Genomic DNA, 26,614 nt, shown 5'->3' on the forward strand with positions numbered 1-26,614 from the left:
AGGAGAAATATGGTCAAGGCTTCGCGGAAACAAGTGGCAATCAATATGATTGCCAACGTTGTCGCCTTTGGCGTACAGTTCGGAATTAATTTCTTTTTAACTCCATATGTCATTCAGCAGTTAGGAAGCGAAGCCTATGGTTTTGTTACGCTTTCATTTAATATTGCTGGATTTTCCAGCATTATCACCGTTGCCTTTGACTCAATGGTTATGAGATTTATTCTCATGGAAGAAGCCAAGGGGAATGTAGAGGAAGAAAGTCGATATTTTAATTCTGCGCTTGTTGCGGATACTGTTTTGGCGGTGATATTGGCGGTTCCGTTTGGATTAACAGTTCTTTTCGCAAATGATCTGTTGGATATACCGTTGCGTCTTATTGTTGATGTCCAGCTTGCCTTTGCCTTTGCTTTTTTGGCTACTTTGGTTAATCTTGTTCTTGCGTCTTTTGGTTGTGTCTATTATGTAAAAAATAGACTTGATATTGAAGCTAGAAAGAATATTGAGGGAAACGTAATACGAGGTCTTCTTCTTGTTGTTCTCTTTGTTTTTCTGCCTGCGAAGATCTATTTTATTACTGGAACTTTCTTGGTTGTTGTTGCGTATAACTGTGCCGCAAATATTTACTATAAAAAGAAACTGATGCCAGAAATCAAGGTACGGCCGAATAGCTTTAGTTTTTCGGCTATTAAAAAATTGGTTTCGGCCGGCGCTTGGAATTCTGTTAACAATTTAAGTACATCTCTTCTTAATACACTTGATGTGCTTCTTATGAATATTTTTCTTGGTGCGACCTTCAGCGGTATTTACGCCATCGTAAAAACTGTGCCAAATTTTATAAATCAGCTAATCGCTGTCCTCATTAAAGTTTTTGTTCCCAATATCAATATTTTGTATGCACAAGGAAAGCAGGATGAACTACTGAAAGAGGTTCTGTTCTCGGTGCGAATTATGGGATATTTATCTACTATCCCTATCGGATTTCTTATGGTGTTTGGTGATGCGTTCTTTGGAGCTTGGGTGCCTACTCAGAATGCGCAGCTTTTACAGTCTTTGTCGTTACTCACCTTGTTCCCCCTGATCGTATCGAGTATTGTCACTGTTCTCACCAACGTGTACATCACCACGAATAAGCTGCGTGTTCCCGCGCTCGTGCTTCTTGGTGTGGGCGTCGTTAACCTCTTAGCGGTGCTGATCTGTCTGAAGTTCACTAATCTGGGAATCTGGACGGTGCCCATGGTCGGCATGATCACCCAGCTGGCGTATTACACGCTGTTCCAGCCCATGTACGCCGCCCGATGCTTGGACCTGCCGTGGGCCACCTTCTACAAGACGATCTTTTTGAGTGCCGCATGCACCATTTCGATGGTCGCAATCTGCCTCGCTTACAAGACGATGATCGATGTTCATGGGTGGATCCCCTTGATCATTGCCGGAGTCGTGTGTTCGATTATCACGCTCGGTATTAACTTCTTCATCATCTTCAACCGTTCGGAACGGAGAAGCGTGCTGGCCAAGATCGGCGTGAAGAAGGTTCCCCGTGGACGGCATGAGGCATGATAAAACCATACTGCTATCTCCGGTCGAGGAACCGGGAGATTCGGATGCATGCTTACTTACTGCTGCGTTGGATACAAGACCATGCGGACTGGGTTCTGTATGTAGCCGTGGTCATGCTGCCAGTCGATGGCACCGTCATCGGCGGATATATGCCGTATTGGACGCCAGTGTCTCCTTGGCTGTTCATGGCGTATGCAGTATTAAATGCTCGATACTGGCAACTACTTGACCGGCGCATCCGACTCGTCGTGGTGATGCCGGTTGCGTTGCTGGTTGTTTCCGTGTTCGGATGGGTAACCATCGGTTTTCGTTGGGGAACCGTTTTTCTGACATGTGCTGGGCTATTCGGTGCTTCAGCCTGCGTGTTCTCGTTGTGCATTGCCAAATATAGGGGACTGGACTTCGATCGTATCTTGACGGTAATGCTGTCGACGTATTGGCTTGCCTTCGCAGTGGGGGTAGTGCAGTTTGTTGCCATCGCCTTCCGGGTGGATTTTCTGATCCGATTCTTTGAATGGTTCATGGTCCGTTCGTATATTGGCGGTCCTCAAGGCAGTGCCCTTGCCCGCCCGCAGTTCCTGTTCGCAGAGCCGTCCTATATCGGCATGCACCTGTATGGGGTTCTACTGCCGCTGTTCTGGATTACTCGTAAGCGCAGGATTCTTGCTCTCATCGTGACTTTTGCAGGTGGCGCGATGCTTATGGGATCAGGAGTGAGGATCATATTAGATTCCGCCGTTGCCGTGGTGCTGTCGCTCGTAGCACTCGTGAACTGGAAGCGCATGAGGAATCGTATCGTGGCAACCGTCTCCCTCGTGCCGGCTGTGGTCTTTTTCGTGTTTTTTCTTGTGGGTAATCAGCGAGTGCAGACATTGCTGAGTAAGGGCCTTATTTCGGGCGACGAGTCCGTGGCGGCTAGGCTCCTGCGATTCCTGATTCTCCTTGAGGCTGGTCTACATGACATTCCCCACCTCATCTTCGGTTATGGTGCGGGCAATATATATGATTCATTCGGTGCCGGTATGAGGCGAGGGCTTGACCTGTATGCACGGCTGAATGGCGGTCGTGCATACTATGCTTCCGATCAGTGGACCGATGTGCAACATCTCTCTACCCCCCGCAATATGTTTACGATGAGTGCGTACAGCAGTTTGCTAGCAGAGTTTGGAATAATGGGGATCGGGATCATATGTATTACAGTATTTCTGTTTGTTCATGTTAAACATGCATGGTCCCTAATGACAGTGTCGTGGGTTATTTTGATCACATATCTATATTTTCAATTTGAAGGCTACGCTTTTTATGCCTTGCCATTGTTTATCTGGTATGTGGAGACAGTCAACAAAGTGAAATCCATGCAATTACAGAATGAATAAAAAATATGTATATAACAATTTGTGAATCCTGAAAAATCAGTAGTGAGATTTAAAGTATTTAATTATATATCAATATATGAGAATATGTTATCGTCAGATCTTGCCGGCATAATTCTTGATTCACTAATCTGGGAACTAGATGTTCATCCTTGGTGAAGTGTTAGGTGTTGTTGATTTTTATCAATCATTGCAGGGGGTGTTTCTCGGCGTTTCCTCTAATAGATAAACGCCGAGAAACACAATGTTTTATATTTTGCTAGTTATTCTTTGTAAATGATGTTATTACTTATGTGAATATGCGTTAGCTCTCCTGCTCAAAATCAAGGTGTATATTCCATAGATCTATTGCTTGGTTTATTATGAGAAGACCCGAGATTGTTTCCTGAAATACATCAATTATATTATTTGAATTTTCTGGAAGGATTAGAGAAACAATGCTGAAAAAAAGAAATATGACTGGATATACTTGCAGACGTCTAATATGTATGTGGGTGTCCTTGTCTATTGGGTCATAGTGGCAGGCCTTCTTAATTATATAGGAAGCGTAGCACCCCAGGAAAAAGAGAATAACATACTCTATTGCTAGTGCGCTATATGCTGTTTTGTAGTAAAAATAATCAAATGCGACAATAATGAGGATGGCAAATGTGAAAATTATCTGTAATAGGTAGAAAAACATTGTGAACTGAATTTTTTGATTATGATTTGTCATGGTTTCCCCTCGAAAATTGATGATTGGTTAAATATGGAAGATTAGATATCGTTTGAGGTGTTGCTCCAATCGTCCGCCGCTGATCCTGTCATGGATGTCGATAATTTGTTTAGGATGTTATTTTCGAACCATGTCATGATTTTGGATTTCATTACTGCTTTGAACCTGATTAGTGCATATCCCGAATCCTTGTCCGCTGTACCTATGGTTCCGTCTAGCTTGTCATAGCCTAGCGGTGTGCCGATTCTTGAAAATAGATCGTTGCCGAGTTTAAAGCCTCCATCTTTTTCTGTGCTAAAATTGGTGTAGTATTGAGCAGAAATGATGGCAACGTGAAAGCGTTGATCGCTCTTTAGAACAATGTTGTCCCAGATTTTTGATGGGGTTATATTGCTGCCTGTGAGATAAGCGTTGACCTCAGCTTCGGTTACGTATGCATTTTCTCGATTTGGCATATTGATGGATAGACGTATATCCTTGGCGCTAAGATTTAGGTTATCCGCTGAGCTATTATGGATGATAACGCGTGCCTCGTATTCTTTATTTGGCTCTAGTTTTATAATGTCTTTCCATTCGGTGTCTCCTGTTTGACGAACTCGGAAGAAATTTCGTTCATCCCCTAAATCGGGATTATTCGTAATTGAATTAAGAGTTGGATATGTGGCCGGTTGTTCCATTGTGAATGTATTTCGAGAAGGTCCATAAGCCGATGCCTGAGGTATTATGCTGAATGATATTCCTAATATCAGGAATATAGTTGTTAGAATAATGATATTCCTTTGGAATGTCATAAATGGTGATCTCATCTTTACTCCTTTCCTGACTTCATTGTCACTAGATAGGATAGCACATTTTATGTCATTAGATGGGTGCCTTGTCTTGGCTTTGTAATATAATAGTGATTTTTCTTTATTTCTTCATACTTTGTTTGGTGAAACGTTAAAATTATACAGATGGGTATTTTCCCAAAAATTGCGATGATCTGTTGATGAGGCATGCGAAAAAATGCTAGTTGTGTGCGGTCATATGAGAAGTCTACTAAACGTTCGAAGAGCTTGCATATGCCTAACAAAAAATTCTGATATGGCCACTTGTCTCGAATGAGGCTACGTACAAGCGTAATACGCGATACTCGTTGAACTTAGGCGGGGTATGGTATTCAGGGTTTGGATTTGAGCGTCACAACGTAGGTCCTTAATCCGGTGGGGCGTACTGATGTCTTGTGCGTCGAGTGTGATTAATGGTTCGGATACTAATCCGTATGGTGTTTACTTGTGTCCGCAGACGATTGCGACTGATCGATTAAGTAGCCGTGGGAATTTATGAAGACAAGGACGATCTACTGCGATTGTTTCATGGGATGAAAGGTATGGGCCGAGAATGCGAGGTGGTAGCTGCAAGACCTGGCGAAGGAGCTCGCCGTGCAGCATTGCTTTGTATATGTCCTGAGCAACACGCGCGTTGATCCGACTGACAATCCCAGAACTAGGGCGGATGCTTGAACTGGCCGGTGCCGCATTGACAATACGCCCGAAAGACTGCCGTGTTTTCTTTGTTTTTCTTTACTGAACCTTCGAATGATCTACGAACGTGTCAATGTCTCCGGTTGAGACCACGTTCTACCCTTAACCTAGGCAATGAACAACCACTTGTCCTACTGCGACGAATGTAACGTTGATATACGACACCCCTTACCGCGGTGACGCGCGACAAGGGGTGAAGAAATTATTACAAACGATAAGCTAGCATGTTTTTATGTGTTTAGCAAATTTTACCGTGTTGTCGACCGTGCTACCGCCGGAGAGGCTGAGACCGTATGAGAGGGAGGCGGCTAATCATCCTAATGTCACGGCTCTTGACTTATATCGTTGGAACTGTGTGTTTTCCGGTATAGCCCTGTCTCAGATCTCGTTTGTTGAGATGTCTGTGCGCAATGCCGTAGATCATGCTCTAAGGGAATGGGCAGAGCAACATGGATATGAAGATTGGCTTGGCTACTGTCCTTCTCGTCAATGGTTTGATGGTGATGAAGACGCCTCGATAACGGGAGTGCCGGATTTGGTGCGCAGGCTGATTGGGGTACATAAGATCCGGGAAGCTTGGCGCAACTGTCGATCGACATATCGAAAGTGGTCCGCCGATTCAAGTCATCCACGGCATGGGCAGTACCCTACGCGGGATGATATTTTTGCTCAGCTGACATTTGGCACGTGGATTCGACTGTTTGGGCCAACGCTTGCTCAGACAAATCGCCAGAATGAGCCATTTGCTCGCGAATTGTGGAAGCAGGCATTATATCGAGCATTCCCGTCGCTGACTAAGCTGAGGGTCAATGACCGTCATCGGATGAAGATCATGATGGAAATCAATCGAATCAAGACGCTTCGTAATCGAGTGTCACACGGGGAGAATGTGCTCAGCGTCAAGACGGATTCCTACCTTGATAAAATGCTTGCGATTCTTGCTTATATTGATCCTGAACTTAGTCGATGGGTGATGTCTCAGACGGGAAAGTCCTATCGCACTGTAGCCAAGTTGAAGTATTGGCCTCGAGAGCTGACTGCCTATCAGAACTATGATCCAATGCCGCTGGAGAAGGAAATTGTTTGCTACAAACTTACTCATAGTGGCGAATACTCAGGTGCGGAAGTCATCGATTGCCATCTGCGTAATTCGGAAGCGAACGGTGGTAAAACATTGATTACGTTTGGGAAAACTCCGCGTCATGAATATGAAGGCACGATACAGAGCATTCTGTTAGTTGACGCTACCGGTACGAAGGCTGCCATAGGTCAAATTCATAAGTATGGCCGTGATGACATCGAACAGTTAGATGGCTACAGGATTCCCGACTACCAGAAGAGTTATGAGAAGAGAAAAGGGTGGTTTGCGATTGATGATCTTCATGAAGTAGATTGCCAAGGCGGGCGCGTCATTGGATATACCGTCAATGGGAAATTTTTACCTGAAGCGTTTGGCTCAGGACAGTTCACGATGATGTACGTGGATCATCAGTAGCGACTGTCGGCAGTGGTGATTTGATCAGTGTGTCTGATATATCTGCCGTTCCCTAGGTTGATTGGAGGGTCTGCAGAGAGCTATCTGCCGTTTAGTAGGTTCTTTGCAAAGTAGACAGCGCGCAATCTTCGGCTTTTATTCGCTGTTTCCCATCGTTATTGGGTATTAACTGCCGATACTTGCTGTCCCTGACTGGCGGGCTACTTTGCAAAGGACCTACTAATCGAGGGTTAGGTATCTGCGGAGTTCAAAAAGAACCCAGGGAAGCGGAGATAGGTGCAAAATCCTGCCTCGTCTACTCCACAATGCCGGTGGTCATGCGGATGTACGCGGCATGCTCTCGCAGATACTCACGAAGATACGGAATGGCGAAATCGACTTTTCCGTATCCGCGCTCTTCGATCACTTGCGCTTCGATGAGTCGCATGCGGTACATGCTGGCGTATCGCGCGTCCTTTCCCATACGTTCGGCGATCGTCGAGGTGGAGGATGGACCGTCATCCTGGGCCATCGCCAACAGATAGGTCTTATCAATGGGGGAGAGCCCGTCCAATTCCGGTCCGTGCACGGTGTCTCCCAGTCTGCTGAGTGCATCGCGCACTCCGGCCTCGGCGTCCTCGACCGTTACGGTAATGGAAGCATCCTGCGGATGATGTCGTTTGGCCACTCTCCAAATGTGATAGCCAACCAGCTGAATCATGAACGGATATCCTGCGGTCGCTTGGGTGGCGAGATCCAGAGGCGTATCTTTAAGAACCATTCCGGTACCGGCAAAAGTATCCGTGAATGCCTGTGATACCTCCGCCAGAGGAACGTCTCCCAGCCGTTCCGGCTGAGCCCGACGCAAAAAGGTCATCACATCGTCATTCAGCCATTTTGAGGTCATCGAGGGAAGCCCGGCAAATACGAAAGCGATGTTGCGGTCTTCACTGGTCAGATGTTGTATGGTCGTGGCGATGGCGACCATGTCATCTCGGTCCGCAGCTTGGGCTTCGTCTATGGTCACCAACAATCCGGTGTCGTGCTTCTCCAACGCGTCCAGGCGTTCGCTCATGGCGTCTCGCAAAGTCAGCGGCATACGTGATTTTTCGTAATGTACGCCGCCCAGACTGCCGCCCATGCTCATTACGCTAATGGACGGCTCAAAGGAGAAACTGAGGTTTCCCTTCTTGGGCTGCAGCTTTTCAAGCAAACGCTGAGCCATGCCGGCGGATGCGGTCTCGCTGATGGTCTGCCAGCCCTGCTGCTCGGCCATACGGCGGAACTCTGCGAGCATGACGGTTTTTCCCGTTCCTCTGGCTCCGGTAATGCGCATGAGACGCCCTGGAGCGCCGGAACCATTATCGAGTCCCTCCTGGAAATCATCAAGGATAATGTCGCGGCCGATCAGAACAGGAGGAAGGTGCCCGGCGCTTGGCTTGAAGGGATTGGTGATCCTGGTCTTCGTCATGGCCGCCTCACAATCTAAAAGAATCTAAAAGTTTCTAAAAGAATCTAAAACTATCTAACAGTCTAGTGTGCTTTCGGCGATTCCGAGTCGGCAGAGAGTCCTTGATCGTTGGTTACGGTGACGATATTGGTATTGATGCCGGTCTGTATGTAGGTTCCCCACACGAACAACGGCAGGGCATAGAAGGCGTAGCCCTCGAACTGGGTGTAGAGGTAGACGACGAGGAGAAACCAGCAGACCGTGGTCTTACTCCAGGCATGGGCGTCGGTGACGTGGCTGATGATCAGTGATATGAGCACAGCAAAACCGATCAGGCCGAATTCACCGAGGAAGCTCGTGTAGGCGCTCATCGTGAACATGTTGGCGGGTGTGACGTTGGCATACCATTGTTCGGCCTTGAAAACATTGTTCGCGCTGAATCCCAATGCTTGCAGCGCATGGACCGCGGTTTCGGAGCCGAGATGCGTGGCGTCGGACAGATTGCCGGCACCGAACCCAAACAGCAAATGCACGGGATGCTTCGCCAAACCACATAGCACTCCCAACGATTGCCAGATACGGGCGAAGAACGAGCCATCGCCCTCTGCGCCATTCTCGGCGATCGACGACAGACGACTGTTGACGGCAAAGGCGGCCACGCTCAGCACGGCCACGCCGATCAGTTGCAGCAGACCGCGGCGTCGGGACTTCGTCTGCCTCCATGCGGTCGCAACGGCAATGACCATAGCCATCGCCACCAGTGAATCCAGAATGATGCGGGTCCCCGCGCCCATGAGCACGGCACCGGTTGCGAACGTGATGATCAGCGCGGCGAGATTATAGGCAAGATCAGGCGCTTTCCGGCGGAGCATCCAATGCAACGGCAACAGCACACCGAACAGATGCATGCCGATGTAGCTCGGTTCGGCAAACAGGAACTGCGGTCGGTTGCCACCCCACTTCGAGCCGGCAGTGATGTATTCGCGGCTCATCAGATGGGCGAAATACTCGCGGATGCAGGTGATGTCGAACGATACCGCCACGCGTTGCAGAACGCCTACGGCAAAGGCGAGCCAATAGACGGCAAGCAGAATATTGACCATCGGCCGCCATGGGAGACGTTTTTCCCGGATGGCAATATGAAGCGAGAACAAGCAGGCCGCGGCGCTGATAACCGCCAGCAGGGAATTCACCGCCTGTACCGGGTGGAACGCCGTGGCAAGCCATCCGAATACGGACAATGCGATCAGGACGAGCGGGAAAAAGATAAACGGCGTGAGGGATGTGCTGCCGTTGCAGTGCGCGCCGGGTTTGATGAGATCTATTACGGCTCGCCAATTCGCTGCCGTATACAGCAGAAAAAGCCACGGGCTGATCGGTGTCCAAAACGGCATATAGAAGCCGATTACCGTGCCATCTACAGGCAATAAAGCAAGTGCAAGATAGAACAGGTAATCAGATCTGTCCTGAATGCGAATGCCGAACGGCATGGTATCCGTGCCGGATTGTAATTGAGATGGCATGAAAAAATAAAGCCCCCGTATGCGCATTGCTTGCTATTGCTGCAATTCGATACTGCGAGTATAGCGAAGGGTGCGGTCTACGGGGGTTGGGGGTGGTGCCCTGGATCAGGCGGCCTTCTTGCGGCCGCGGCGCTTCATCACGCCGGCGGTGGCCTTGGCGGCGTCGAAGATCACGACCTTGTCGTTCGGGTGGGACTCGCCCGGCACGGACTGGTAGGCGACCTGACCCTCCGGGGCCTCGGCGATGTCGAAGAACTGCTTGACGGCCTCCAGCACGGCGGCGTCCTTCACGCTGATCGACGCGGCCTGCTTGCCCTCGCCCTTGCTGAACTTGATGCCGTTGTCCGCCTTGGCGGTGGTGGGGGTGACGGCGATCTGCTTGGTCTTCTCGTTGACGAGCACCTTCACGTATGCCGGGTGGCCGAGCACAATAGCAGTGGCCTTGTTGAACTTCACGGCATTATCCGTCACGGTCATCACGATCTTGCCGACCGGCTTGACCAGACGAACCTCCTCAAAACCCTGCAGCAGCGATGCCATAATTGACTCCTTATTAATCGAAATATCATGCAATTCCTTTATCAGTATATGGGAATAACGCTGTATTTCGTTATATTTTTCGGAATTTAATTTGTTATGACTTTTCGCTTTGGCTATCGGTCGCTATATGCCATGAATATAGGGGGCATTTTTACGAAGCAAGTGCCTGTAAATTATGCTACCAGAGCGGAGACAATCGAATCGACCGACCGCTTGATCATGGCATGAGCGCGTTCATAATCCTCGGGATCCAACTGATACGGATCGTCGATCTCCTCGGGTTCGGGCAGCATCGGGCGCAGCAGGGGCGCGTTCATACGGATCGTGGACAGGCTCTCCTCCGGCGTGGCTTTAGGCAGATCGCCACGGTTACGCAGCATATTGCAGATATTCGCAAAATCAGCGATCAGGAACGTCTTACGCGATGCGGTAGGCGCATCCATCGTCAGACGCTCGATATGACGTTCCTCAAAACACAGGAACAGATCGGCCTGATCGGCAATGTCGGGCGTCAGGGGCGTGGAGCGGTGCATGGAGGCGTCGATGCCATCCTTGGCGAGCAGTGTACGGCACTGCGGGTCGATCGGTCGGGAATCTAAGCGCAGCGTGCCGGCACTGGCCAAACGGATCGTGTCGTCGCCGACGCCGCGCTGATGCAGCTCATGCCTCATCAGATACTCCGCCATGGGAGAACGGCAGATATTGCCAGTACAGAACGTGACGATGAACATGAAATGCCCCCTATAGGATTTCCAATACGGTTTGGCGTTGGGCATTCTACGCATCGGGGGTAGACGATTGGGGGTTATTGGAGGGTGTCGTGCCGTATGCAAAAAGAGCATGAAAAAAGGGACGGGGCGTAAAGCCCGCGTCCCTTCTAGGGTGAAACCTTAGTGGTCCTCGCTATGTGTTGCTCAGCGGTTCATGGAGCGGCGCACGGCGAACACGGCGCCACCGGCCACGGCGAGAACGGCCACAGCGGTCAGGTACGGCAGCAGCACGGTGCCGGTCTTGGCCAGCTTGTTGGAGTCGGAGGAAGTGGAGCCGGCAGTGGTGGAGGAGCTCGTCGAGGAGGAGCCCTCGCCGGTGGCCGGGGCCTTCACCGTGGCGGAGCCGATGGACTGGGTGGCGCCGGTGGACGGGTTCTCAGCGTAGGCGCTGAACGTGGTGGAGGTCACGCCGGACTTGAAGATGTACTTCAGCGTGGCGGTGTGCGGGGAGGTGGCGGACAGGGTGAACGGGCCCCAGGTCTTGTTGGCGACCTGAACGATGTTCTCGACGAGCGTGTCGTCGGCGGTCACATACGCCTGGGTGTAGCCCTGGTTGTACAGGTCGTCGGTCACGGTGATGGTCACGGTGGCGGTGTTGCCGGAAACGGACGGAACGACGGTGCCGTAGTCAGCGGCGGAAGCGGCCGGAGCCAGCACGAACGCGGCGAACACTGCCACGACGGCGGCAAACGCAGCGGCCACACGAGTCTTGATCGAAGTCATGATTAACCCTTCTTCTTGCCGTCCCAGCGTGCGTTATGTACTTGCTGCATGCGCCATATTGGGGCGACATGGTTATTGTCTGTGTACAGAACGTGAGTATATACCCCCGTTGTGACGGGCTCAAGGGAAATTGGTATATACGGGGGCTATATGACGTTGATGGGGTTTGAGAATGCAAGGGATTGCAAGGGTTGCGCCCCCTCGTAAATAGTTGATGAACTGTTGCTGGCATCCACCATGCGATCGCTATGCGGACCGTTACTCGGGAGGTCGTTGAGGGCGGTCGATTCGCTTGGATATCCGTTCCGGGCAAGGCGGACATCCAAGCGGGGGCGCAATGGAGCGCGACAGCGCTGGATCAATTCGGGTCATTGGGGTTGCGAACATCAAGGGATCCCGTCCGTGGCGCAGGTGCACGAGCGGGATCCCTTGATGATCGTTGGAATGTTTGGCAGGGGATCGCGGGACGCGATAGGGGGCATGTGATCGACTGCTCGTCTGTTGTGGTCGAACGGACGGAGGCGGCTGAGGTTTTCGCAGGCCGTCCGGCTATCGCTTCGCCGGCTGATCCGCCGACTTACCCTACTGCTCCAGGGTCTTGGCGTAGGTGGCGCAGCGGGCGGCGAAGCCGGAGAACACCGACTCGGCCATGGGATGCAGGCGGGGGTTGTACTCGGCGAAATCGTCGCGCATCTTCGAGATTTCGGACTTCTTGAGGTCCTTGGTCATCTCGGGGGTGCTCAGCCATTCCTCGAACAGTGCCGAACCCACCTCCAGATGGAACTGCATGCCCAGCGCACTGCCCACGCGATACGCCTGATTCTTGGTCAGCGGGGAGCGGGCCAGCAGCTGCGCGCCCTCAGGCAACGACACCACATCATTGTGCCAGTGCAGCACCGTAAGCTCCTTCGACCACATCGAGAAATAATCATGACGGTCGATGCGCGTGATCGGCGCGAAACCGATCTCCGGGGCCTTGCCCGGCTTGAGCTTGGCGCCCAGCGCCGTGGCGATGATCTGATGGCCCAGGCACACGCCCAGCACCGGCTTGCCCACGGCGATCGCGGCCTTGGCGAGCTTGCCCTCCGCCTTGAGGCCCGGATACTTGTCGTAATCCGTGGCGCCCATCGGGCCGCCCATGATCACCACGCCGGCGACCTCGCTGAAATCGGGCAGATCCGGTTTCTTCTTCTTGGCGATGTTCAGAATCTGGGACTGCACGCCCAGCTCATCGAGATTATCGAGGATTCGACCTGGCTTCTCCCAGTCGACGTGCTGAAAAATCAATACCTGCGGCTTCGACATATTCACTATTCTTACACTTTGTCCGTAACTTGCCGAATCGGGTCGGTCATGTGGCGGACGGGCCGTGTCGGAATGTGTGTCGGGCCGTGTCGGCGCACGTGTCGGCGCACGCGGGCACGCGCATCGGAACGCGCGCCGGAGCGTACGTCGGCACGCAGATCGGCCTTATGGACAAGGCCTTGTGGATGTCTCCAATCGCGAATACCCTCGGGAATATGACAAGTACTCCAAAACCGCTTGATTTCAACGATTCCGTGGCAAAAGGCCTGCGCCTGTACGACACCGCCACGCACAGCATCGCACCGTTCGAATCCATCCGACCCGGGGAAGTCGGAATCTACGTGTGCGGCGCCACCGTGCAGAGCTCGCCGCACGTAGGCCACATCCGTGCCGCCGTGGCGTTCGACGTGGTGCGCCGCTGGCTGCTGCGCCTCGGATACAAGGTCACCTTCGTGCGCAACGTGACCGACATCGACGACAAGATCCTCGACAAGGCCCGCGCCGCCGGCCAGCGCTGGTGGGAGCGCGCCTACATCTACGAGCGCGAATTCACCGAGGCGTACGACACGCTCGGCGTGCTGCCGCCCACCTACGAGCCGCGCGCCACCGGGCACATCCAGGACATGGTCGACCTGATCCAGCGCATCATCGACAACGGACACGGCTACGTGGTGCTCGATGCCGACGGCAAGCCCACCGGCAACGTGTACTTCGACGTGGCCAGCTGGCCGCGCTACGGCGAACTCACCCACCAGGAATCCGGCACCAAGCCCGCAGCTGACGAGGCCGCCGCCGTGGCCGACCGCATGGGTCCGAGCGTGGACGCCGCCGGCGAAGACAAGTACAACCCCGTGGACGCGGCCGACGCCTCGCCCGACAAGCATGATCCGCGCGACTTCGCCCTGTGGAAGGCCCCCAAGGACACCGATCCCGAGGACGCGCGCTGGAAGACGCCCTTCGGCGTGGGACGCCCGGGCTGGCACATCGAATGCTCCGCCATGAGCCACCGCTACCTCGGCGATGACTTCGACATCCACGGCGGTGGCCTCGATCTGCGCTTCCCGCACCACGAGAACGAGACCGCGCAGTCCCGCGCCGCCGGCTGGGGATTCGCACACCACTGGATGCACTCCGCGTGGGTCACCCAGAAGGGCGAGAAGATGAGCAAGTCCCTCGGCAACGGCTTGTCCGTGCCGAGCGTGCTCGCCGAGCATAGCGCCTGGGTGGTGCGCTATGCGCTCGCCTCCGTGCAGTACCGCTCCATGCTCGAATGGGGCGATCAGACGCTCAACGAGGCCCAGGCCGCGTATGATCGCGTCTCCAACTTCATCGAACGTGCGGGAGCCGCCATCGGCGAGCAGCCGTCCCGCGACGAGATCCAGTCCGTGGGCGCGGGCGATCTGCCCGAGGACTTCGTGAACGCCATGAATGACGACATCAACGTCGCCGGAGGCGTGGGCGCCATCTTCAGCGCCGTGCGCGCCGGCAACACGCTGCTGTCCAAGCTCGAGGACGCCGCCGACAGCGCGGCCGCTCGCGCCGAGGTGCGTGGCGTGCTGGTGTCCGTGCGTGCCATGCTCGACACCCTGGGACTCGATCCGCTCGCCGCGGAGTGGGCTGCCGGCGGTGATGGTGGCGACGGCAAGGAGCATGAGGCGCTTGACGCCCTGATCTCCGAGCAGCTGCAGGCCCGCGCCGAAGCTCGCAAGGCCAAGGACTACGCTCGCGCCGACGCCATCCGCGACGCGCTCGCCGAGGCCGGCGTGGTGATCGAGGATTCCCCGACCGGCTCCACCTGGTCGCTGAAGTAGGTTGCGACCTTCGATTAGTTGAAATGCCCGCGGGACAAAATTCGGTCCCGCGGGCATTTCTGTGCCATTGCGCACTGGTCGAGCATGGAGGCATGCCCGCTATACTCGCTCGCCGAGCGTAATTCCTCCTCCCTAGGTGGTTTCCTGATGCTGTCAAGGGATACCCTTGCTTCGCTAGGTGCTTGGCAAAATAGCCTGTGCGTGTGTAGGCGTGCTTAATGGCATTGTGGGATAACTCTTGCCCGAGAGCTATGAAAATTTGCCGGTGACGGGCTTTGGGATATAAGCGCAGACAACCTAGCGAAGCGTGGTTAGACCGGTGCAGGTCGCCAGAATCCACCTAGCGAAGGCATGTTAGCCTCAGCTAGGCGGGTTTCCGGGGACAGAGGTTTGACATTGACGTGTCACGCTGGCCGTTCGGCACTCTGCCAGAAAGCCTCGGAACGCATCATGGCGTCATATTCGTTGAGATCGGTATGGATTTTCGTGGTGTCGCCGTCACTGGAAAGGGAAGAACCGCATTGCAGCGTATTATGCCGCCATCGCCTTCCGTCACTCAAACGTTCCAGTGTCTGCCGAGAGGTCAGAGGGAAGGGCTTTCCGGTGACCTGCTCGATGGCCTGCGCGACTCTGAGCGCGGCGCGTTCCTCCGAATTGTCATCGGCAAGATCCTCGGCAAAGAGCTTGATGATTACCCATCCTTTGCGCTCCAGTTGCTCTCGCCTCCTGTTGTCATCCTTCCATTGGGCGGCATGATGACGTCCGTCGTATTCAATGCAGATTCGCCATATCGGATAGGCCATATCGAGTAGTGCGGTGACGTTGGCCAACTTGACCGGATAATTGACTTCCGGGCAAGGGAGCCCATACTGCATAAGGGCCAAACGGCCTCGCGTCTCATAAGAGGAATCGGTGTTCTCCTTGGCGAGGCGCAGCGCCTGCAGACATTTTCGCCTGCCTTGGAACCTTCCCGCTTTCTTCAGAGACTCATGCAGGTATTCCAGAGTGGTTCTCTTCAGCCTCCGATCCCTCCGGGTCAGGTTGTCGATCAGCACGACCAGCTCCTTGAGTGACAGGAAGCGGGCGTAGTGCATCCAGACATCGGCTATCGCCACGCATTGGAAGCGACGGGCGACGGTAACCGTGTCGAAGTCGTTGCCGTAACAATGGGGCGCTGTCTGAGTGATCTGGCGTTTTTCGGCAAGATCACGAAAGGCCATGTGACATTTGGTCTTGTCGAGGATCCTTTCACGTGGAAGTTCCACGGATTGCAATTCCAGTGAGGTGCAGAGATCGTACACGGGGATTGTGGTGCGGAGCCGCTTCTGCAGGGTCTCGCATACGAGCATGCGGTCCTGCTTGATGGCGGTAAGTTGCTTAAGCGTAATCGAGTCGTCGTTGATCATGTTGGCAGCATAAAGGGCTGTTATGAGATCTGGCAAGGGTTTCCGGCCAATGTGGTCGAATGTGAATTGGAGGGGGCGTATGTCGATACCGTTCGAATTGGAACGATGTGAATTGCTTTGAGTGGGAGTTCTCGCCGTATGCTGGTTTTAGGTCGGTGGTTGTCGGCCCTCAATCGGTATGCATGGTGTCGGGGCATTGGATGTCGGGACACCATCGGATCAGGAGACCTTTATGAAGATCTATAACTTCCTGGATAACGACGACGTGCAGGTGGTGGCCCGGCAGGGCGTATTTCAGGTGATCGAATGGAAGCGCGATCTTTCGGTGAGCTACGGCGGCGCGACCGCCGCGTACTTCGCCTCCGAGATGAACGTGCGCCGGCGTCAGGTGGTGTGCACGCTTGACGGCCGCATGGGCGTGACCCTGCAGGCGGGGGCCATGCAGTGGACCGTCGGTCATATCGAATCCACCACCGGAGTGAAGGGCGTGGGTGATCTCATCGGCAAGATGGCTCGCGGCGCAGTGACCAAGGAGTCAGCGATCAAGCCCGAATATGTGGGGGCCGGCGTGGTGGTGCTCGAGCCGACATACCGGCATATTCTGCTGCTCGACCCCATGCATCTGGGCGGATCCATGACGGTAAACGATGGTTTGTTCTACGCGTGCGAGTCATCGATCCAGCAGAAGGCGGTGATGGTGTCGCGTCCGAGCGCCATGGTGGCCGGCGGCGAGGGGCTGTTCAACTTGGCGCTGAGCGGCCAGGGCGCGGTGGCGTTGGAGTCCCCGGTCCCGGCGGGCGAACTGGTGACCATTGATCTGGAGAACGAAGAACTGAAGGTGGATGGCAACTTTGCCATCGCCTGGACCACCAGCCTGCAGTTCACCGTGGAGCGCAGTGGCAAGACTCTGATCGGCTCCGCGGTCAATGGCGAGGGGCTGGTGAACGTGTATCGGGGCTCCGGCCGCGTGCTGCTCGCCCCGGTGGCGGCTCCCACATTCAACGTCAATGCTGGCACCGGTTCGGTGTGACGGTGTTGATGGCGATGACGGCATGGCTCATGTAGGGCGGAGTTGCGATACATACGGAGCTATATCCGCTTCGGTAGGTGGATATTGGCGTTCTGCATTGGTCTAATTGCGCTTCCCTAGGTCTTGCGAATAATAGCCATGCCGGGGATACGCGCGGATAGATGACAATTTTGCAGTGTTTTTGGCATCTGGCTATGTTGTCTTGCTGCTTTGGGTATCCGGCTATTTGAGGAAGAACCTAGCGAAATGAGGTTAGGACTGTGCAATTGGAACGAGCCACCTAGGGAAGGGACGATAGATGTCTTAGCATGGAGCTCGTCCGGAATTTCTGGTGACTCCATCCGGTGACTCCGATCCGACGTGTCCGGGACAAGACATGAGGGATCTCTGGCAGAGACCGAACTGATAGTGGTGAGGGTAAGTTCCTTGACTCCAAGAGAAGACGGTGCAAACGTTAGAGCACCAGCACCACGACGATGGCCAGAGCGCAGATGAGGGTGCTGCAGGCGGCGATGAGACGGACCTTCGGCTCGTGAAGCACGGTGGCGGAAAGACAGTCGACCAGTCCCAGCACTGCGCCGCCGATCGCGGCGAACAGGGCATAAGTCAGAGACACGCCGGGGATGAAGCAGGCGATCATGGCACCGATGCCAAGCACAATGGACACCACGCTCAGCTGGTACACGGCCTTGGTACTGGTGCTTTCCGCGTCATCGCCGGACTCGTCCTCCGGTTCGTGGTCTGCCGATGCGACGGGCTCGATTGGCTCGTCGGGCTCGACAGGCGTGGACGTGAAATTGCTTCCGGAGCGTGAACCGGATTGTTCGGTTGGAATTGCCATGGTGGTTCCTCCGCGTGCAAGAAGTCCATTGATATTCGCTGATATCCGCTGAACAGGGCAATGTGGCTGGGCCCATATGACAGCGCTCGTCCGTCCGGCCATATTCTAGCGGCTGAAGATTGCCAAGCGGGGCAAAATCTTGAGAATCATGCAACGTCACTTCGCCCGAATGTGTTGAAACTTTCACCATCCTATGGAAAAACCGGGGTGAATATGCCAAGGCAGGACGGATAATAATGGGCGGTAGGAAGACATGACGCTATTGATGAACGAGGCGATGGAATATGAGGAGAAACTGGGGTAGGCGACTGGCCGGCATGGCGATTGCCGCAGCGCTGGGGTTGACGATGATGGCGCCGAGCGCGGCATTCGCAGCGAGCACGAACGGGGAAGTGTCCGGACAGAGCTCCCAGTCGGCCTCCGCCATAAGCGGCCAGCCCAAGTCGGGAGGCTCGGGTTCTGAGACCGCCGACGAGTCCGCCACGGCTGGCAACGGCGCAAATGGTGCAACCGGCACGAATAACGGCGCTGCGACCAACGGCAATGCCTCCACTGGAGACGGCGACCAGCAGACCTCGACCGGTCAGAACGGGACCTCCGGCACCGGCGAAGCCGACGGATCGAGCGACGGCAGTAACACCACCGGCACCACCGGTGACTCCGCCAATGCGGGCGTAAGCCACGAATACCAGACCAAGATCACGTTCAAGGTGGGTGACCACACCACCACCGTGACCAAGAAGTACACGAACTCGCTCGACGTGACCGTGCCCGACGATTCCCAGCTCGGCGTACCCACGGGTCAGGTGATCGTCGGATGGACCTCGTCGCTTGGCGTCGAATACTCGGCTGATCTGGCCGGCGCGCAGCTCACCGGACAGAAGACGATCACCTTCACCGCAATCCTCGCGATGCAGCTCCCCGACCAGTCCGACTCCTCCGCCAAGCAGGTGCAGGTACGGTTCGTACTGCCCGGCAGCCTCGGCACCGTCGTCACCGCCAAGGTGGACCGCGGATCGAGCTTCGCCGACGCCTACGCGGCCAAGAAGGACGAGATCCAGTCACGCATGCCCAAGAACCTGACCATTACCGGCTGGTACGCCCTGCTGCACACCTACAAGGCCGACCTGTCCGACGCCGGCACGGTCAGCCACGACACCACACTGTTCGCCGTCTCCGACCTGCAGGCCACGCAAACCCAGATCGTCTTCACCGTCGGCAAGCTGTCGGTGTTCGAACGTGTGAACACCGGTTCCGCGCTCGCCGACGCATACGCCGCCAAGCAGGGGGCGATCGAGGCGATCGTGCCGTACGGCTACAAGATCACCGGATGGACCGATGAGAACGGCACCACATATGACGCCACGCTTTCACAGGGAACGGCCACCGGCTTCGGCATGCATCTGACCGCCACGCTCGAGCAGACCGACGACACCCCGAGCACCGGCATCTTCGCCACCGTGACGTTCAAATGGACGGACACGAACGGCAACGACCAGCAGCGCAGCAGCCGCGTGATCAAGGGCCTGTGGCTGCTCAGCAGCGACATCCCCTCGCCCAAGGCCCCGGACGGATATCGTCTTGACGGCTGGTACACCGACGCCGGTGTGCGGTTCAACCGCTTCCTTCCTGTGCATGAGGACGCCACGTACACGGCCCGCTGGTCGAAGATCGACACCACGACCGGCGGTACCGGAACCAACGGGACCGGCAGCAACGGCACTGCCACGGTGCAGCCGTCCGGCACGTCCACGAATGGCGCCAATTCGCGCAACACCGCCCAGCAGTGGCTGGCCTCCTCGCAGGGCAAGACTCCGGTGAAGGAGCAGAACAAGGCGCTCGCGACCACGGGCACCGCGGTGGCGGGGCTGGCTGGTGTTGCGGCCGTATTGCTGCTTGCGGGTACGGTGTTCTCGATGATGCGTGGCCGCGGGAAACATAAGGAGTAGCGGGGTAGCGCTTGAGACGGGTGGGGTGTTCTTGGACCTTTCCGGCGGCACCTCATCCGTCACGCTTTGCGTGACACCTTCCCCTCGAGGGGAAGGATGAAGGGTAAGATCCGAATGCTTCGGATATGCAAGAAGTCCCCGGCTCCGGAAGGAGTCGGGGACTTCGTATGCTGTGAAAGATCAGCGGCCCTTGATCTCGGAGCCGAGGACCTTCTCGCTCAGGGCCTTGGGGCCACGGGTCAGGGCCACGGCGCCGGAGCGCACGAGCTCGATGATGCCGTAGTCGTCGAGCAGCGCGAGCAGCGAGTCAAGCTTCTCGCTCGAACCGGTGGCCTCGATGACCAGCGACTCCGGATGCATGTCGACCACGCGCACGCGGAACGTCTGTACGATCTCCAGCACGTCGGAACGGGTCTTGGCATCCGCCGCCACCTTGACGAGCACGATCTCACGGTTCACCGTGTTGGCTGAATCCAGCTCCACGATCTTAAGCACGTGAAGCAGCTTGTTGAGCTGCTTGATGATCTGCTCGAGCGGCACCTCCTCCACGTCGGCCGTCACGGTGACGCGGGAGATGTCCGGACGCTCGGTGGGGGACACGGACAGCGAGTTGATGTTGAACGCACGGCGGGCGAACAGACCGGCGATGCGGGCGAGCACGCCGGGACGGTTCTCCACCAGCACCGACAGCGTGTGACGCTGCGACGTGGGCTGCGAAGCGGGATAGTTTGCCATGATGATTACCTGTCCTTCCCTGCTCAGTTCTGCGAGCCCTTGAGCGGCTGCACGCCGGGCTTGTACGTCACGTTCGAGTTGGAGTCGCCTGCCGCGACCATCGGCCACACCATGGCGTCCTTCCACACGCGGAAGTCGATGAGCACCGGACGATCATTGATCTCGTTCGCCTTGGAGATGGCCTCGGTGGCCTGCTCCTTGGTGAACGCGCGCATGCCCACGCAGCCGTACGCCTCGGCCAGACGAACGAAGTCGGGCACGTCGACGATGTCGTCGGGGCCCACGCCCACGGTCTGACCCTCACGGGCCTCGCCGTCGAGCAGGTTCGTCGCCGAATAGTGGTTCTTGTAGAACAGCGTCTGCCACTGACGAACCATGCCATACACCGAATTGTTGAGGATGGCGATCTTCACCGGCAGATGGTCGATGAACGCGGCCGCCAGTTCCTCGCTGGTCATCTGGAAGCTGCCGTCACCCGCGATGAGCCACACGGGCTTGTCGAAGCCCACGCGCGCACCCATGGCGGCAGGCAGGCCGAAGCCCATGGTGCCCAGACCGCCGGAGGAGATCCACGAATTCGGGTTCTTGAAGTCGATGAACTGGCTCGCCCACATCTGATGCTGACCGACGTCGGACACCCAGATGGTGTTGGGATCGGCCTGATCGCTCAGCTGCTGGACCACCCACTGCGGGGCGAGCGAACCATCGGTTGGCTCGTCGTAGAACATCGGGTACTTGTCGCGCAACTCGTTGATGGTGGCCCACCACGGATCCAGATCGGGCTTGCCATTGATGGCCTGATCGCGCACGATCTCGGGGATGAGATCGGTGAGCACGGTGGCCACGTCGCCCACGATCGGCACGTCGACGGCACGGTTCTTGCCGATCTCCGCCGGGTCGATGTCAATGTGGATCACGCGGGCCGCCGGCGCGAAGTCGGGCAGCGAGCCGGTGACACGGTCGTCGAAACGAGCGCCGATCGCGACGAGCAGATCGCACTGCTGCACCGCGCCGGTGGCCGCCACCGTACCGTGCATGCCCAGCATGCCGAGCACGTTGTCGTCGGATTCGGGCACGATGCCACGCGCCGGCAGCGTGGTGACGATCGGCGCGCCGGTGATCTCGGCGAGCTTGCGCACCTGCTCGGTGGCCTTGGAACGCACCGCGCCGCCGCCCACGTACAGCACCGGGCGGTAGGACTGGCCGAACAGCTTGGCGGCGTTCGCCAGCACACGGCCGTGCGCCTTGGTGGTGGGGTTGTAGCCGGGCAGAATCATACGCTGCGGCCACGTGTAGTACAGGGTCTCGGTCTGCGCGGTCTTGGTAAGATCCACGACTACCGGACCGGGACGGCCGGAATTGGCCACGTAATAGGCTTCGGACAGCACGCGCGGAATGTCCTCGGCGCGGGTGACCAGATACGAATGCTTGACCACTGGGTAGGTGATGCCGACCATGTCGGCCTCCTGGAACGCGTCGGTGCCGATCGCGCCCACGCCCACCTGGCCGGTGATGACCACCAGCGGCACGGAATCCATGTTCGCGTCCGCGATGGCGGTGACGGTGTTGGTGGCGCCCGGGCCGGACGTCACGATGCACACGCCCACCTTGCCGGTGGAGACCGCGTAACCTTCCGCGGCATGACCCACGGCCTGCTCGTGACGCATGAGCACGAAGCGGAACTTCGTGTTCTCATTGATCGCGTCGTACACGGGCAGAATGGCGCCGCCGGGCAGACCGAAGACATCCTCGACGCCCAGATCCTCCAGTGCGCGGATCACCGCCTGCGCGCCGGTCATTTTTTCCCCGTTGACGATGTGCTTGTCTGCCGTCAGCTTCTCGACAGGGCCTTTGGGTACTGCACTGAATGCCTGCAGAGGTGTGGGCAATGCCATGTCTTCCTCTCAATCCTTGCATGTCCGCAACCGACATGCTTCGATTCATATAACTGGAATAGAGTAAACGTCCCGCGTCGATACGTATGGTGGGGTGCCCGAAGTACGGACGCCGGGAGTAGCCATCAGGCGTTTGTGACGCCGATGTGCCGTTTGAGGCCAGTGTAGTGCGGCCCCGACCCTATTCCAAAACGGATCGGCCGGCGCCGCGTGTGCGATATGACGCGAATGCGTGTGCGATCAGCGACGATGATCGAGCTCGTGCCAGGCGATCTCCGCGGCGGCGAGCTGCGCCTTGCGCTTGGACGAGCCGGTGGCCACGGCGATTTCGCTGCCGTCGGGCAGGATCACGTGAGCGGTGAACTCCGGACGGAATTCCGGACCGCCGACCTCCATGCGGTACTGCGGTTCGCCCAGACCCTTCTTGTGCGCCTTCACGGTGAGCGACGTCTTCCAGTCCAGGGCAGGGCCCTCCTGCGTGACCTCGGCGAGCGTTTCATCGATCAGGCCGTGCACCACCGGACGGGCGCCCTCGATGCCATGCTCCACGAACACGGCGCCGATCAGCGACTCGACGGTGTCGCACAGGATCGAGTCCTTGTCGGCGCCACCGGAATCGGCCTCGCCGCGGCCGAGCAGAATGTACTGGCCCAGGTTGAGCTTGGTGCGGGCGATCGCGGACAGCGACTCCTCGGATACGGCCTTGGCGCGCATCTTGGCCATCTGACCTTCGGAGAAGTCGGGGTGCTTGGAGAACAGGGTCTCGGTGGTGACCAGTTCCAGGACGGCGTCGCCGAGGAACTCCAGACGTTCGTTGTTGGGCATGCCTTCGTGTTCGTGTGCGAAGGAACGATGAGTGAGTGCATGGATCAGCAGCTCGGGGCTGATCTCGGCGCCCAGCGCCTTGAGCAGGCGGGCGGAAGCGTCGTTGTGATTGTGATTCTCGGACATAATGAATCCCAGCTTAGTCGCGGGGTGGAATTGCCGAGGGGAATGGTGGGGAAATACAAAAGGACCCTGCCACCCGTCGATGGCAGGGTCCTTTATCGCTTGTTGCGTTAGACGCTACGAAGCCGGTTCAGCTCACTTGCTGAAGGCGGGCTTGATGGCGTCGCGGTAGACGCGGCCGCGGAACTGGCCGCAGCTCGGGCAGGCCATGTGCGGCAGAGCGGGCTCGCCACAGTTCGGGCAGGCCACGGTCTGAGCGGCGGAAGTCTTCCAGTTGGCGCGGCGCGAATGCGTGTTGGCGCGCGACGTCTTGTACTTAGGCAGTGCCATTTCGGATCCTCTATTTCGATGTATAACTAGTTATTGAGCTTAAGCCTTCGGTATTCTAGCGCACTTCGTGGATTTTGTCATCTTGCGGGGGACGACCTCCCGCTTTTCCTTCCCCTCGAGGGGAAGGAAAACAGTTGCGGCTCCCCTTGAGGGGAAGAGGAGATGAGGAGGCTACTGCTCGTTTTGTTCGAGTTGGGCCTTGAGATCCTCGAGGGCGGACCAGCGCAGATCGTGCGTCTCGTGGTGGTGATCGGGATCCTCATTGAGATCCACGCCGCACTGCGGGCACAGGCCGAGGCAGTCCGGGCGGCACAGCGGCTGCACGGGCAGGGACTCCACCAGATTGTCGCGCAGCAGCGCCTCCAGATCCATCACCGTGTTGTTGCCGGCCAGCGGATAGGTGTCCTCCGACTCCTCCTCACCGGCGATGATGTCCACCTCCTCATCGTTGCGACGGGAATCATGGTCGGGGGCGTACGGGAAGAACGCGGTCACCTGCAGCGTGCGGTCGCCGTCCAGCGACTTGAGGCAGCGGGAGCACTCACCGGTGACCGGAGCGGTCACGGACGCGGTGAGGATAAGGCCGTCGATGATCGAATCGATCGAACCGCTGACGTGCACGGGCGCGCCCTCGGCGATGCTGATCACCTCATCGCCGATGCCGCTGGGTGCGGGGAAGTCCTGATCGACCTCCTTGCTCTGGCCGGGACGGCTGGCGATCTGCGCCACCGGAATCGCCCACGGGGAAGTTTCGGGATGCTTGTCATTCGTCATGATGTCTCGCTTCATTAGATGTCATTGAATAACGGAAGATGCCGTACGGTCGCTGAACGACCGCCCGGCATCAGGCGTGCGGATAGTCGTCGTCGGTGAGATGATCGAGATCCTGCGCGGCCTCACGCTGACGTTCGGCCAGCACGTCAAGACCGCTCTGCACGCCATGCGACGCCTTGGCCAGCTGCTCGCTCAGCTCGGTGAGCACCGCGGTGGAATAGTTGTCCGCGCCGCGTACCAGCTTGTCGGCCTTGGCCTGGGCGGTGTTGAGGATCGTGCGGGCCTTTTCGGTGGCCATCGCCGTCACGTTCTCCTGACTCGTGAGGAACTGCGCGCGTTCGTTCGCCTCGCGAATGATGGTGCTGGAACGGCTTTGCGCGGCCGCCACGATGGCGCTGGCCTGCGACTGGGCGTTCTCCAGGCGGCGTTCGGATTCGCGCATCAGGGCCGACGCGCGCTCGAGCTGCACCGGCAGCTTGGCCTTGAGCTCGCGCAGCAGCGATACCAGTTCGTCACGATCCACGCGCACCTGGGACGTGAAGAACGTGGTCTTGGACTCCTCGACCAGCGACTCGATCTGGTCGAGGAGATCGTACACCGTGGTGAACTGGTCCTTGGTGCTGTTGAACTCCTCGTCCTCATCGTCGTCCATGAGCATGGACTGATAGTCCTTGGGCAGCGGAACGTCATCGCCGTAGGCGTTGTCTGCAGCGTCATTCGAAGCGTCGTTCGTGGAATCAGCGGGCGTGGAATCGGCGTACGACGTGTCCGCGTATGCGGCGTCGGATGCCTGAACCGTCTGGGATGCGGCCGCATAGGAATCCTGACCATAATCCTGCCCGTACGTCGGCTGTGCATACGAAGTCTGCTGGTCATACTGATCGTACTGTTGCTGATCGTACGACTGCTGGCCATATGACTGCTGATCGTACGAGGTCTGCCCGTACGACGCATATCCGGAGCCGGCATAACTCTCCGTATAACTGGGCAGGGGACTCGCCGCCATCTGCGTGGAATCGTCGATCACCGTGGCGTCGGCGTCCGCCCCCAGATCAACCGTGGGCTGCGACTGCGGCTGCGTGGACTGCACGGACTGGTCCGACTGTTCCGCCACGGCGGGCTGTGCAACGTCGGTTTGTGCGACGTCGGTCTGCGCGGCCGGCTGCTCGACGGGAGTCTGCCGCACCGGCTGATGCGCCACCGACGCCCGCGACCAGATGGAGGGCTGACCGGTGGGATGCCTGCCCGCGGAACGCGTCGAGGCGTCCGACCCTACACGATTGGCCACTTCGGATTCACCGGTGTCGTCGAAATCGTCATTGTCGCTCATGGTCATCTCTTTCCGTTATTTCTTCAGCACCTCGATAAGTCGCGGGGCCACGCTGCGCGGCACCAGCTCCGACACGTCGCCGCCATGCCGGGCCACGTCCTTCACAATAGAGCTGGAAATGTGTTCCTTCAACGGGTTCGCCGGCAGGAACATCGTTTCCACGCCGCCCAGCTGCTTGTTCACCAGCGCCATGCCCAGCTCGGCCTCATAGTCGCCGTTCTGGCGCAGACCCTTGACGATCACCTTGGCGCCAACCCTGGCGCAGTAGTCGGTGATCAGTCCGTCGGTGCTGCTCACCACGACGTTCGGGTAGCCGTCCTCGCTCAACGCGGCTCGGATCATGCTCACCCGTTCGTCTTCGGTGAACATCGGCTTCTTCGCGGCGTTCACAGCCACGACAACATGAACCTGATCGAACAGAAGCGCACATCGCTCGATCACATCGATGTGGCCGGAAGTGACCGGATCAAAGGATCCGGGGCATACAGCTATCGTCATGAATTCCAGACTACCGCGCACGGTGGAAACGCCATGACAACGCCATGACGCGGTGGAAACGCTCCGAAATCACGGAACATGCAACGTAATAAGATGAATGGCGACAACGACGAT

Annotated in this window: 22 protein-coding genes; 6 read left to right on the forward strand and 16 right to left on the reverse strand. The window is 56.8% G+C overall.

Annotated features, from left to right (window positions below):
* Positions 1 to 9 precede the first annotated feature (9 nt).
* Both D2E23_RS08855 and D2E23_RS08860 read left to right on the forward strand, forming a co-directional pair.
* The gene (locus D2E23_RS08855) at positions 10 to 1,557 is read left to right on the forward strand and encodes a lipopolysaccharide biosynthesis protein (protein ID WP_126030560.1); all 1,548 of its coding nucleotides are present in this window, start codon (positions 10 to 12) and stop codon (positions 1,555 to 1,557) included.
* Positions 1,558 to 1,601: 44 nt separating this feature from the next.
* On the forward strand, positions 1,602 to 2,933 hold the full coding sequence (locus D2E23_RS08860; RefSeq protein ID WP_126030561.1) for a hypothetical protein: 1,332 nt from the start codon (positions 1,602 to 1,604) through the stop codon (positions 2,931 to 2,933).
* A gap of 753 nt (positions 2,934 to 3,686) precedes the next feature.
* Here the strand turns inward: D2E23_RS08860 and D2E23_RS08865 are convergent.
* A complete protein-coding gene (locus D2E23_RS08865; protein ID WP_126030562.1) occupies positions 3,687 to 4,451 on the reverse strand; it encodes a hypothetical protein in 765 nt (254 codons plus the stop codon).
* Between the two features lie 1,072 nt (positions 4,452 to 5,523).
* Between D2E23_RS08865 and D2E23_RS08870 the strand changes: the two genes are divergently transcribed.
* Positions 5,524 to 6,663: a hypothetical protein gene (locus D2E23_RS08870; RefSeq protein ID WP_164520759.1), complete on the forward strand. Its 1,140-nt coding sequence runs from the start codon at positions 5,524 to 5,526 to the stop codon at positions 6,661 to 6,663.
* A 295-nt stretch (positions 6,664 to 6,958) separates the two neighbouring features.
* Here the strand turns inward: D2E23_RS08870 and D2E23_RS08875 are convergent, their stop codons facing one another.
* The 6 genes from D2E23_RS08875 to D2E23_RS08900 all read right to left on the reverse strand — a co-directional run bounded on the left by D2E23_RS08875 (position 6,959) and on the right by D2E23_RS08900 (position 12,953).
* Positions 6,959 to 8,113, reverse strand: coding sequence for an ATP-binding protein (locus tag D2E23_RS08875; protein ID WP_126030564.1), 1,155 nt, complete (start codon positions 8,111 to 8,113; stop codon positions 6,959 to 6,961).
* A gap of 62 nt (positions 8,114 to 8,175) precedes the next feature.
* On the reverse strand, positions 8,176 to 9,582 hold the full coding sequence (locus tag D2E23_RS08880; RefSeq protein WP_126030565.1) for a hypothetical protein: 1,407 nt from the start codon (positions 9,580 to 9,582) through the stop codon (positions 8,176 to 8,178).
* Between the two features lie 138 nt (positions 9,583 to 9,720).
* Positions 9,721 to 10,155 (reverse strand): hypothetical protein, encoded by a 435-nt coding sequence (locus D2E23_RS08885; protein ID WP_093960233.1) that lies wholly within the window; start codon positions 10,153 to 10,155, stop codon positions 9,721 to 9,723.
* A 173-nt stretch (positions 10,156 to 10,328) separates the two neighbouring features.
* Positions 10,329 to 10,886 carry an arsenate reductase/protein-tyrosine-phosphatase family protein gene (locus D2E23_RS08890; protein ID WP_164520760.1) on the reverse strand — a complete coding sequence of 186 codons (558 nt, stop codon included), beginning with the start codon at positions 10,884 to 10,886 and terminating at the stop codon, positions 10,329 to 10,331.
* A gap of 183 nt (positions 10,887 to 11,069) precedes the next feature.
* Positions 11,070 to 11,648 carry a hypothetical protein gene (locus D2E23_RS08895; protein WP_126030567.1) on the reverse strand — a complete coding sequence of 193 codons (579 nt, stop codon included), beginning with the start codon at positions 11,646 to 11,648 and terminating at the stop codon, positions 11,070 to 11,072.
* A gap of 582 nt (positions 11,649 to 12,230) precedes the next feature.
* Entirely contained in the window at positions 12,231 to 12,953 is a 723-nt protein-coding gene (locus D2E23_RS08900) for a type 1 glutamine amidotransferase (RefSeq protein WP_126030568.1), read from the reverse strand.
* Between the two features lie 215 nt (positions 12,954 to 13,168).
* On the opposite strand from D2E23_RS08900, the gene cysS reads away from it, so the two are divergent.
* Positions 13,169 to 14,764, forward strand: coding sequence for a cysteine--tRNA ligase (gene cysS, locus D2E23_RS08905; RefSeq protein ID WP_126030569.1), 1,596 nt, complete (start codon positions 13,169 to 13,171; stop codon positions 14,762 to 14,764).
* A gap of 404 nt (positions 14,765 to 15,168) precedes the next feature.
* On the opposite strand, the gene D2E23_RS08910 is transcribed toward cysS, so the two are convergent.
* Positions 15,169 to 16,170: a DUF559 domain-containing protein gene (locus D2E23_RS08910; RefSeq protein ID WP_126030570.1), complete on the reverse strand. Its 1,002-nt coding sequence runs from the start codon at positions 16,168 to 16,170 to the stop codon at positions 15,169 to 15,171.
* A gap of 232 nt (positions 16,171 to 16,402) precedes the next feature.
* On the opposite strand from D2E23_RS08910, the gene D2E23_RS08915 reads away from it, so the two are divergent.
* The gene (locus D2E23_RS08915; RefSeq protein ID WP_126030571.1) at positions 16,403 to 17,200 is read left to right on the forward strand and encodes an AIM24 family protein; all 798 of its coding nucleotides are present in this window, start codon (positions 16,403 to 16,405) and stop codon (positions 17,198 to 17,200) included.
* Between the two features lie 454 nt (positions 17,201 to 17,654).
* Here the strand turns inward: D2E23_RS08915 and D2E23_RS08920 are convergent, their stop codons facing one another.
* Positions 17,655 to 18,041 (reverse strand): hypothetical protein, encoded by a 387-nt coding sequence (locus tag D2E23_RS08920; protein ID WP_126030572.1) that lies wholly within the window; start codon positions 18,039 to 18,041, stop codon positions 17,655 to 17,657.
* A 284-nt stretch (positions 18,042 to 18,325) separates the two neighbouring features.
* Between D2E23_RS08920 and D2E23_RS08925 the strand changes: the two genes are divergently transcribed.
* Positions 18,326 to 19,990, forward strand: a complete 1,665-nt coding sequence (locus D2E23_RS08925; protein WP_126030573.1) for a hypothetical protein — start codon at positions 18,326 to 18,328, stop codon at positions 19,988 to 19,990.
* Between the two features lie 180 nt (positions 19,991 to 20,170).
* On the opposite strand, the gene ilvN is transcribed toward D2E23_RS08925, so the two are convergent.
* From ilvN to coaD, 7 genes are all read right to left on the reverse strand, one after another.
* Entirely contained in the window at positions 20,171 to 20,725 is a 555-nt protein-coding gene (ilvN, locus tag D2E23_RS08930) for an acetolactate synthase small subunit (protein ID WP_093960224.1), read from the reverse strand.
* Between the two features lie 23 nt (positions 20,726 to 20,748).
* Positions 20,749 to 22,620, reverse strand: a complete 1,872-nt coding sequence (locus D2E23_RS08935) for an acetolactate synthase large subunit (RefSeq protein ID WP_126030574.1) — start codon at positions 22,618 to 22,620, stop codon at positions 20,749 to 20,751.
* Between the two features lie 240 nt (positions 22,621 to 22,860).
* Positions 22,861 to 23,571, reverse strand: a complete 711-nt coding sequence (gene rnc, locus D2E23_RS08940) for a ribonuclease III (protein ID WP_126030575.1) — start codon at positions 23,569 to 23,571, stop codon at positions 22,861 to 22,863.
* 132 nt (positions 23,572 to 23,703) lie between these two features.
* The gene (gene rpmF / locus D2E23_RS08945) at positions 23,704 to 23,898 is read right to left on the reverse strand and encodes a 50S ribosomal protein L32 (RefSeq protein WP_126030576.1); all 195 of its coding nucleotides are present in this window, start codon (positions 23,896 to 23,898) and stop codon (positions 23,704 to 23,706) included.
* 171 nt (positions 23,899 to 24,069) lie between these two features.
* Positions 24,070 to 24,672, reverse strand: coding sequence for a YceD family protein (locus D2E23_RS08950; RefSeq protein ID WP_126030577.1), 603 nt, complete (start codon positions 24,670 to 24,672; stop codon positions 24,070 to 24,072).
* Between the two features lie 70 nt (positions 24,673 to 24,742).
* Positions 24,743 to 26,002, reverse strand: coding sequence for an ATP synthase subunit B family protein (locus D2E23_RS08955; RefSeq protein ID WP_126030578.1), 1,260 nt, complete (start codon positions 26,000 to 26,002; stop codon positions 24,743 to 24,745).
* Between the two features lie 15 nt (positions 26,003 to 26,017).
* On the reverse strand, positions 26,018 to 26,500 hold the full coding sequence (coaD, locus tag D2E23_RS08960; RefSeq protein WP_126030579.1) for a pantetheine-phosphate adenylyltransferase: 483 nt from the start codon (positions 26,498 to 26,500) through the stop codon (positions 26,018 to 26,020).
* Between the last annotated feature and the right edge of the window lie 114 nt (positions 26,501 to 26,614).

Source organism: Bifidobacterium callimiconis (assembly GCF_003952005.1).
GTDB lineage: Bacteria > Actinomycetota > Actinomycetes > Actinomycetales > Bifidobacteriaceae > Galliscardovia > Galliscardovia callimiconis.

Coding starts and splice junctions, on each gene's coding strand:
- D2E23_RS08855 (WP_126030560.1), top strand. CDS start 10: ATGGTCAAGGCTTCGCGGAAACAAGTGGCAATCAATATGATTGCCAAC.
- D2E23_RS08860 (WP_126030561.1), top strand. CDS start 1,602: ATGCATGCTTACTTACTGCTGCGTTGGATACAAGACCATGCGGACTGG.
- D2E23_RS08865 (WP_126030562.1), bottom strand. CDS start 4,451: ATGAGATCACCATTTATGACATTCCAAAGGAATATCATTATTCTAACA.
- D2E23_RS08875 (WP_126030564.1), bottom strand. CDS start 8,113: ATGACGAAGACCAGGATCACCAATCCCTTCAAGCCAAGCGCCGGGCAC.
- D2E23_RS08880 (WP_126030565.1), bottom strand. CDS start 9,582: ATGCCGTTCGGCATTCGCATTCAGGACAGATCTGATTACCTGTTCTAT.
- D2E23_RS08885 (WP_093960233.1), bottom strand. CDS start 10,155: ATGGCATCGCTGCTGCAGGGTTTTGAGGAGGTTCGTCTGGTCAAGCCG.
- D2E23_RS08890 (WP_164520760.1), bottom strand. CDS start 10,886: ATGTTCATCGTCACGTTCTGTACTGGCAATATCTGCCGTTCTCCCATG.
- D2E23_RS08895 (WP_126030567.1), bottom strand. CDS start 11,648: ATGACTTCGATCAAGACTCGTGTGGCCGCTGCGTTTGCCGCCGTCGTG.
- D2E23_RS08900 (WP_126030568.1), bottom strand. CDS start 12,953: ATGTCGAAGCCGCAGGTATTGATTTTTCAGCACGTCGACTGGGAGAAG.
- cysS (WP_126030569.1), top strand. CDS start 13,169: ATGACAAGTACTCCAAAACCGCTTGATTTCAACGATTCCGTGGCAAAA.
- D2E23_RS08910 (WP_126030570.1), bottom strand. CDS start 16,170: ATGATCAACGACGACTCGATTACGCTTAAGCAACTTACCGCCATCAAG.
- D2E23_RS08915 (WP_126030571.1), top strand. CDS start 16,403: ATGAAGATCTATAACTTCCTGGATAACGACGACGTGCAGGTGGTGGCC.
- D2E23_RS08920 (WP_126030572.1), bottom strand. CDS start 18,041: ATGGCAATTCCAACCGAACAATCCGGTTCACGCTCCGGAAGCAATTTC.
- D2E23_RS08925 (WP_126030573.1), top strand. CDS start 18,326: ATGAGGAGAAACTGGGGTAGGCGACTGGCCGGCATGGCGATTGCCGCA.
- ilvN (WP_093960224.1), bottom strand. CDS start 20,725: ATGGCAAACTATCCCGCTTCGCAGCCCACGTCGCAGCGTCACACGCTG.
- D2E23_RS08935 (WP_126030574.1), bottom strand. CDS start 22,620: ATGGCATTGCCCACACCTCTGCAGGCATTCAGTGCAGTACCCAAAGGC.
- rnc (WP_126030575.1), bottom strand. CDS start 23,571: ATGTCCGAGAATCACAATCACAACGACGCTTCCGCCCGCCTGCTCAAG.
- rpmF (WP_126030576.1), bottom strand. CDS start 23,898: ATGGCACTGCCTAAGTACAAGACGTCGCGCGCCAACACGCATTCGCGC.
- D2E23_RS08950 (WP_126030577.1), bottom strand. CDS start 24,672: ATGACGAATGACAAGCATCCCGAAACTTCCCCGTGGGCGATTCCGGTG.
- D2E23_RS08955 (WP_126030578.1), bottom strand. CDS start 26,002: ATGAGCGACAATGACGATTTCGACGACACCGGTGAATCCGAAGTGGCC.
- coaD (WP_126030579.1), bottom strand. CDS start 26,500: ATGACGATAGCTGTATGCCCCGGATCCTTTGATCCGGTCACTTCCGGC.